This is a genomic window from Flavitalea antarctica (assembly GCF_054461535.1).
Genome location: NZ_JBTLQG010000052.1, coordinates 21,186 through 28,911, shown reverse-complemented (window position 1 = coordinate 28,911; position 7,726 = coordinate 21,186). Strand labels below are relative to the sequence as shown.

General features: G+C 41.2%; 6 protein-coding genes. 5 read left to right on the top strand and 1 reads right to left on the bottom strand.

Annotated features, from left to right (window positions below; translation table 11 throughout):
• Nucleotides 1–799, bottom strand: a 799-nt coding sequence (locus tag ACX0G7_RS25785; protein ID WP_458926425.1) for a hypothetical protein, incomplete at its 3' end; no start/stop codon positions are given.
• A gap of 275 nt (nucleotides 800–1,074) precedes the next feature.
• Here ACX0G7_RS25785 and ACX0G7_RS25780 point away from each other — a divergent pair.
• The 5 genes from ACX0G7_RS25780 (at nucleotide 1,075) to ACX0G7_RS25760 (ending at nucleotide 7,667) form a co-directional block, all read left to right on the top strand.
• Nucleotides 1,075–2,205: a sensor histidine kinase gene (locus tag ACX0G7_RS25780; protein ID WP_458926424.1), complete on the top strand. Its 1,131-nt coding sequence runs from the start codon at nucleotides 1,075–1,077 to the stop codon at nucleotides 2,203–2,205.
• Nucleotides 2,206–2,306: 101 nt separating this feature from the next.
• Complete coding sequence (locus tag ACX0G7_RS25775) at nucleotides 2,307–3,470, top strand: sensor histidine kinase (protein WP_458926423.1); 1,164 nt, start codon at nucleotides 2,307–2,309, stop codon at nucleotides 3,468–3,470.
• Nucleotides 3,463–4,188, top strand: a complete 726-nt coding sequence (locus ACX0G7_RS25770) for a LytR/AlgR family response regulator transcription factor (protein WP_458926422.1) — start codon at nucleotides 3,463–3,465, stop codon at nucleotides 4,186–4,188. Before ACX0G7_RS25775 ends, ACX0G7_RS25770 begins: the two co-directional genes overlap by 8 nt.
• A gap of 114 nt (nucleotides 4,189–4,302) precedes the next feature.
• The gene (locus ACX0G7_RS25765) at nucleotides 4,303–6,816 is read left to right on the top strand and encodes a TonB-dependent receptor (protein WP_458926421.1); all 2,514 of its coding nucleotides are present in this window, start codon (nucleotides 4,303–4,305) and stop codon (nucleotides 6,814–6,816) included.
• A 308-nt stretch (nucleotides 6,817–7,124) separates the two neighbouring features.
• Entirely contained in the window at nucleotides 7,125–7,667 is a 543-nt protein-coding gene (locus ACX0G7_RS25760) for a hypothetical protein (protein ID WP_458926420.1), read from the top strand.
• Nucleotides 7,668–7,726: the final 59 nt, after the last annotated feature.

Below are 7,726 nucleotides of genomic sequence, written 5' to 3'. Positions count from 1 at the left end.
GGTTCCAACCAATATTTGCGCGTTCAACCCAAAACCCACCAATCTCTGTTTCATCTGCAGAGCGGGTATGGGCTACCCTTGCACCCTTAGCTTTCACTTCCATGTAATCCGCGACATATTCAGGAGAACTCACAGGGAACGGAGGTCCCGGCCGGAATTGGTAATTAGTATTTACTACGAATGGCGCCATATTCGTGCCCCATAGATGCAACGATTTTATTCTTGGTCTGCCTGGAAGGCTGTGTGGTAGTGTTGACTTATACTCACCCGGCAATACACCATCCGGCACAGCTAATATCTGGCGGGCAATAGCAAAATTATCCGAAGAACGTTTGGCAATAATAGCATCAGCTGCTTTTTCGCCCAATGCCTTGCCCAGCTCTTTACCTTCAGCATCCGGTATTCTTTCCAGGCATTCAGTGTACCATGCAAGTGCGGGATATGTTCGCTGGACATTCAATTTAATAATGGTGTGATAAGCCGCACTGGCGACTGCCGCATCCGGAGATGCTTTGTTTTCCCTTGTATTCAACAATGCGAATGGCTCATACTTTGGCTTTATAGCATTCAGGGCATCATGTACCGCAATCTGAATCATGGCAAAATATCTTGCCTGGGTAGGAGGGTTCAGAACACTAAGTACTGTATCTGCCTTTGCATTCCAGTACAACACCATATCATTTTCAAGATGTCCGGACGATGAGTTATATACTACGTCCACTTTTCCTTTCCGGCACGAATACACCGAGACCGCCAGGGTTACAATTATCATTGCCCGTAGCATGCTGACTTTTATCATAATGTTTGTTTGAGGGTTTATGAAAATGAGTCGATTGTTGAGAAATCAGTCACCCGATCAAAACTACTTCTCCACAAAGCGGATATTTTGTAAATGCGATGATTACCAGGAAACCCACTGCATAAAGTGCCCCGGAATCGACAATTTATTCCGGCATTAATAGCCGGCTTTTGTCTTGTATAAAATGATTTTGTCTCTCATTTGTAGGCTTCTGTCTCAAACAGACCTTGCCCAGGATCCACTTTCATCTAAAAAACTTAATTTAGATAACACATATGCTAAGCCGGGATTTTATATTCTCTGAGCGAAAGTCTGATCGCATTAAGCGACACCTGCTGTTTTGGCTTTGCTTCTGGATATTTAATGCTTTTCTTCCTGGTTATTCTCCTGGCCGCAACTATTTCAGTAATCTTCCAAACGTGGCATTGAAAACATTCCAGGACATAATTCCACAGATGTTTTTCGCGTATGCATTAATTGGTTTCATTTTGCCGGCGTTTGTATTGAAGAACAAATACTTTTTTTCGTTTTTCTGGATTATTTTTTTTGTGTTTGCAACAGGCGCTCTTGGTTTTATCCTGGCAAATTATGTTTTCCCTGGCACCAGTGTCTACCAGGTACCCGGTAACCTTTGGGTAAATTTGGTTTCGTATTCTAAAGGAACACTGGTAGCGGCTACAGCAGTATGCAGTATCCGGCTTTTCAAGCATTGGCATCTACAGGAAAAAAGAAATCTAGAATTGCTTAAAGAAAAAACCGAAGCTCAATTACAATTATTGACAGCGCAGGTTCATCCGCATTTTTTATTCAATACGCTAAATAACATCTATTCCAGGGCACAGGATGAATCACCGGAAGGAGCTAAAATGATCATGGAGCTTTCTCAAATCCTACGCTATGTTTTAGATGAAGGTAAACATGAACTGGTCCCCCTGGATAAGGAATTGCAGATGCTTACCGATTATCTTCATCTTGAAAAGCTGAGGTATGATAAAGAGCTTGATCTCCACATTTTACTTCCTTCAAAAACATCAGATTTATACATCACACCCTTGCTATTATTGCCTTTTGTTGAGAATTGCTTTGAACATGGAATCAGTGATACGCAAAACAAACCATGGATCAATTTAAAGATCGAGTTGCAGGATACAGCTCTCGTTATGAAGCTAATGAATGGGAAAAAAACAACCAAGGATGCAAATACTGACAGGGACGGAATAGGAATGCAAACCGTAAAAAAAAGACTTGAACTATTATACCCCGGCAAACATGATCTCCAGATAAATGAAGATGAAGATGTGTTTATAGTTAATCTGAGGCTTGAGCTGGCAAGGATTACATCAGCTATACCTGTTCAGTTATCTGCAAATAGCAAGGTGAGTATGCCTGGGGTCGTAATCACGTGAGTGAGGCTGCCGTTGCTGAATATGGGTCAACGGAAAGTAACGCCGCCGTTGCTGATTATGGTCAACGGTAAAGAAGTGGTATTATTAAAGCAGCAAAAGCAATGATCAGCAAAGATTTTATATTTTCAGATAAAAAATCAGATCGTGTTAAGCGGCATCTGTTGTTTTGGTTTTGCTACTGGCTTTATTTCACTTTTTTTCATGCAATGGGATCAGGGGCACCAGAGATACAGCTATTCCGGAAAGTCTTATATCCGGTATTGGAAGCGTTTCACATGCTGATTCCGCAGATTTTATTTACTTATGTATTAATTGATTTCATTTTACCCAGGTATATATTAAAGAACAGGTATGTTCTTGCTTTTTTTTGGATCGTTTTATTCCTGTGTGCAGCAGCAGTGCTCTCTTTTATTCTATTGAATTATGTATTAGCGAACTTTACGATTGGCATTTTACCTGAACAATTCAGACTAACTAAGCCGAGAACGTTCAATGCCAATATTGTGCTGGCCAGGATTGTTACGATAAAAGGAACTGTAATGGTAGCTATGGCTGCCTGCAGCATCAGGCTTATAAAGTATTGGCATCTCAAAGAAAAGAGAAGCCTGGAATTGCTTAAAGAAAAAACCGAAGCACAACTGCAATTATTGACAGCGCAGGTTCATCCGCATTTTTTATTTAATACCCTAAATAATATCTATTCCAAAACCCAACATGAATCACCGGAGAGTGCAAAAATGATCAGGGAGCTTTCACATATCCTACGATATGTTTTAGTTGAAGGCAATCGGGAATTGGTAAACTTAGAAAGTGAATTGAAGATGGTCTCTGATTATATCAATCTTGAAAAAATCAGGTATGATGAGAAGCTGGATCTTATAGTATTGATGCCTTCGAATACCGGCGACATTTACATCACACCACTCCTGATATTGCCCTTTGTCGAAAATTGTTTCAAACATGGAACAAGTAAGATGCTCAAACATCCCTGGATCAACTTAAAAATTGAACTAACTGATACCACTCTTTTTTTGACGATAATGAATGGAAGAAAAACGACTGCTGGTGAACCAAATGACCGTAAAGGTACAGGAATCGGGAATGTCAGAAAAAGGCTTGAACTATTGTATCGGAACCGGTATACCCTGCAGATAACTGAAGACGATGAAACTTTTGTTGTTGAGCTTAAGATGGAGCTTGTGAGGATAGATCAATTTGAACATATTCAAACAAAAACAATAACCTCCACCTCTACCTATGCCTGATATTCGAAATAATGCAACGCGTTGCCTGGTAGTAGATGACGAGCCAAACGCCAGGGACGTTATACGTCGGTATATCGAAAGAGTTCCGACGCTTGATCTCGCGGGTGAATGCAGCAGTGCTATCCAGGCTTTGCTGTTTTTACAGAATCATCGCATTGATCTTATATTCCTGGATATTCAAATGCCTGAATTACTGGGAACTGAGTTTGTACAGTCGTTACAAAACCCTCCTAAAATTATATTTACTACAGCCTATAAAGAGTATGCATTGGACGGCTTTGACCTGGACGCAGTGGATTATCTTTTAAAGCCGGTCAGGTTTGAAAGATTTCTCAGGGCTGTGAATAAAGCTTTTCCTAAAAAAGTTGATGAACTAAGTGATACAGCCGGTAACTCATCACGAAAAACCGGAACAGATTTTATTTATCTACGGGTTGACAGAAAGCTTGCTAAAATCTTATTGGCAGATATACTATACGTTGAAAGTGCAAGAGACTATGTAAAAGTCTTTACAGTAGATAAGAGCTATATTACCCGGCAGACGATTTCCTCTATTGAAGCGATGTTAAGCGGAAATGATTTTATCCGGATCCATCGATCGTTCATCATTGCCATCAATAAGATAAAATCTTTCACCAATGAAATGATTGAAATAGGTGGTACAGAGCTGCCAATTGGAAAGTATTATCGCAACAATTTTGTAAAACTAATTGGATAGAATCAAAATGGGCGAGCCTGGTTCTCTTCATTTATATCCCCAAACCTACTGAAAAGCTTAAGCGGCGATTGACTAAAGTAAGATTCTTATTTACAATCACTAAAAAGCTATTCGATGAAAAAGTTCTTATTTACTGTTGGTCTGACTGCAGTTCATTATCTTTTGCTATCACAAGGCATTATCAGGGGAAAGGTGATTGAAAGAGAAACCCATGAAGCTCTCGCCGGAGCCACTATTGCTATAAAAGAATCTTCAGCCTTTGCTATCAAAGGATCTCCAGCATCAACACTTGCAAACAATGATGGAACTTTTTTAATACAGAACGTTAAACCGGGTAAGCTAACGCTAATCATTTCCTATGTAGGGTATGAACAGGCTAAAATATTGGTTGAGGTTGTTGACGATAGCACTTCCTTTGTAAACGTGTTGATGAACGTCGATGTCCGGGTGGGCAGTACCGTCGTCCTGACCGCAACAGCACGCCCGGAAAGGATTGTAAATGCACCGGCCTCTATCAGTGTTTTTGGGGTAAAGGATTTTGAACAGTTTGCCGGCTCAAATATCAATGAGATGGCTTCCAGGGTTAATGGACTTCAATTTATCCGGTCGGGTGTTGACTGGATATCATTTAATGCGCGGAATTTCAACAGTGGCGGAAATCTCAAAGTTGTTCAGTTGGTTGATGGCCGCCTGAACAGGGCGGCGCTTAGTGCCAATCCACCGATTTTTAACATGGGCAGCTATATTAAGGATGATATTGAAAGTCTTGAAATCGTTTTTGGACCACAGGCTGCATTATATGGCCCGAATGCACTGAATGCCATCTTCAATGTTAAAACGAAAGATCCACGAAAATGCCAGGGAACAACTGTAGCAGTTAGTGCAGGGAACCATCATCAATTCAGCAGTCGCCTGAGGCATGCAGAAAAGATCAATGATAAATGGGCTTATAAAATCACCGGGGAATACGCTTCAGGAAAAGAGTACAACTGGTATGACACTGTATATGTTACCCCTTATCCGCCTTATGGCAATGCTACTAAGGAACATAACGTGGATTTTAATTTCAGGCACATCCGTGCAGAAGGCCAGGTTTATTATCGATTAACACCCAAAACTGATATCATCGTTTCAGGTGGTTTGGGCAAAAGTAATCTTCTTCAGCCCGGGCGTGTCCAGGTCAGAGATGTTACACATGGATTTTACCAGGCCAGGTTGGTTAATCCACGCTACTTCTTTGCTATTTCCAATACTTTGGGAAATATTGGCAAAACGTATCAGATACCTACATACACAAGAACATTTTGGAATCTTACTCATAAGCCAAACCCATTGCCTCCTGAACTTGCGGAAGATTCCGCGCTGGTTTTAAATAAAGAAAAAAGCGGCAGGATGAATGCCGACGCCCAATACAATCAAACGTTTCAAAAGGCCGGGTTATTGATGATAGCAGGTCTGAATTATCAATTGGAGCGGCCGAACGGTTTCGGCGTTAACCTGCTTGACAGTTTCCATCGCATCAGGATTACCCAATACGGCGCCGTAATACAACTCGAAAAATCATTGCCGTGGACCTTTCGTTTTATTGGGGCCATGCGGTTTGATCATCATAGCAATTTTGGCGGTTTCATTTCTCCTAAGCTGGCATTAAGTAAAACCCTTGGCGATAATACTTTCAGGATAACCTGGGGAAAAGCCTATTCGACCCCTAATATACTTTCACAATATGCAAATATTAACAGGAGCTATTTCGGAAATGGTGAAGGCATCGTCTATCAACCAAACAAATCAAAAATGAGTGAAATACCCGGAAACTATCTAACCACAACTCCTTTAAAGGTAGAGGAAATTGATTCGTGGGAATTTGGGTATAAAGGTATGATTGCAAAAAAGCTATTTGTTGATATTACTTCCTATTACAATAAGAGTAATAATTTTATAGGTCCGGCCCAACCCATTGGCGGCAGGGCCATCTCAGCGTTTGGGCAAGCTCTGCGGCCTTCCAACCCGGGAAGAGTAGTTGATGATATCCTGGACAGTGCATCTTTTTCCTGCAACTTAAATTACGGGGAAGTGCGCAGTTACGGTCTTGATGTTGGTGTGAATTATTCAATAAATAATTTTATCAGCCTTCAGTTGCAATACTCCTGGTTCGGATCAGATATTACTGATGACAATATTAGGAATGATGCGAATGGAGATGAATATGTGTCGTTGGAAGAAAGAAGCCTGAATGCCCCCAGGAATAAAGGCATGATTGGTTTAAACTTCCAGGAACTTCTTAAGAAGAAAATGTTTATCAATATTTCCACCCGCCTTATACAACAATATGATTTTTATGGTGGGCCTCAGATCGGCACTGAGGCAGGCAAAGGAAGCAGAGGAAGAGTATACTGGGAAGATAAATCAGGTCAGCCGAAATACTATCTGAAAAATTTTGACTGGGGTCCCCTGGGTGGTTTTATTTCATTTGATTTACATGCAGGATATAAAATCAACCAAATGCTGAGTGTTAATATGGCGATCACAAATTTGCTCAATTCGAGACAAATGGAGGCTGTCGGATCCCCATCGATCGGGAGACTGTTTATGTTTGAGTTGAAAGTAAATGTGCCGAAATTTAACTGAGTTGCTTTGTGCGAGGAACTGATCCGCCGGGATTAAGATCCGCTTCGTTGATGCAGCTCTTTGGTTTTGGTAAAGTAGAGGATAATGAGTGAACCGGACACGCCCGGCATTGTTGGCAATACGAATGGATCAGGGAGGGCAAGATAGGAGCGGAAAATGAATAGGCAAAGTGTTATGCGTATTCTCTTTGCAGAATCCGGGTCAAAAACATTCTTCTTGAAAAATAGTCACACAAATTGTTGACTCAAAGAGACTAAAATACGTCAAATAGCGGGCCTTATCACCCGGAAACCCTTGATTCATTTTATATGCAACTGATACTTCCGTTAAAACATTGGCAGCTCTTCCTGATCCTGCTGTTTTTTTACTTTTTTTCTACCATACCAGGTCATGTCGGTATTGCACCCGGATTGATCATGACATTGATCTTTTGGGCGTGGGTCTGGTCAATTGGTTCTTATGGTCAAAAAAGACTCGCGGCAATAGGCATTGCTTCAAATAGTACCGGCCTGCTTGCTTTTAATATCATTTACCTTTGTGTCTTCTCAGTTGTGACGACGATTATGCTGGCCCAGTCTCATGACCTGTATAATCTTCCGGAGACCAATACTGTGGTTTTTGGGATTTTCCAGGGTTATGCAATATTCGCCTTACTACACTCCATCTGGTTCGCAGCCCGAACGCTATCAGTGTCCGTAAATGACGGCAAATTTTCATGGGAAAGTGCCGTTATGTTTATATTTTATCTTCTGCTGCCGATCATCGGGATCTGGGAAATTCAGCCGATTGTAAATAAGTGGTCTCCGAAGTACTGGCATGGGAAAAATGACGAGCTGGAATCCACTGTATAATACGCGATGATGGCACCACAAAATATCCCTACGGATGGAAGAGCGCTCCTGTCAGTAAA

What these genes read in the sequence shown, in the direction of transcription:
- ACX0G7_RS25775 (WP_458926423.1), top strand. Translation starts at nt 2,307, where the DNA reads ATGATCAGCAAAGATTTTATATTTTCAGATAAAAAATCAGATCGTGTT.
- ACX0G7_RS25765 (WP_458926421.1), top strand. Translation starts at nt 4,303, where the DNA reads ATGAAAAAGTTCTTATTTACTGTTGGTCTGACTGCAGTTCATTATCTT.
- ACX0G7_RS25780 (WP_458926424.1), top strand. Translation starts at nt 1,075, where the DNA reads ATGCTAAGCCGGGATTTTATATTCTCTGAGCGAAAGTCTGATCGCATT.
- ACX0G7_RS25770 (WP_458926422.1), top strand. Translation starts at nt 3,463, where the DNA reads ATGCCTGATATTCGAAATAATGCAACGCGTTGCCTGGTAGTAGATGAC.
- ACX0G7_RS25760 (WP_458926420.1), top strand. Translation starts at nt 7,125, where the DNA reads ATGCAACTGATACTTCCGTTAAAACATTGGCAGCTCTTCCTGATCCTG.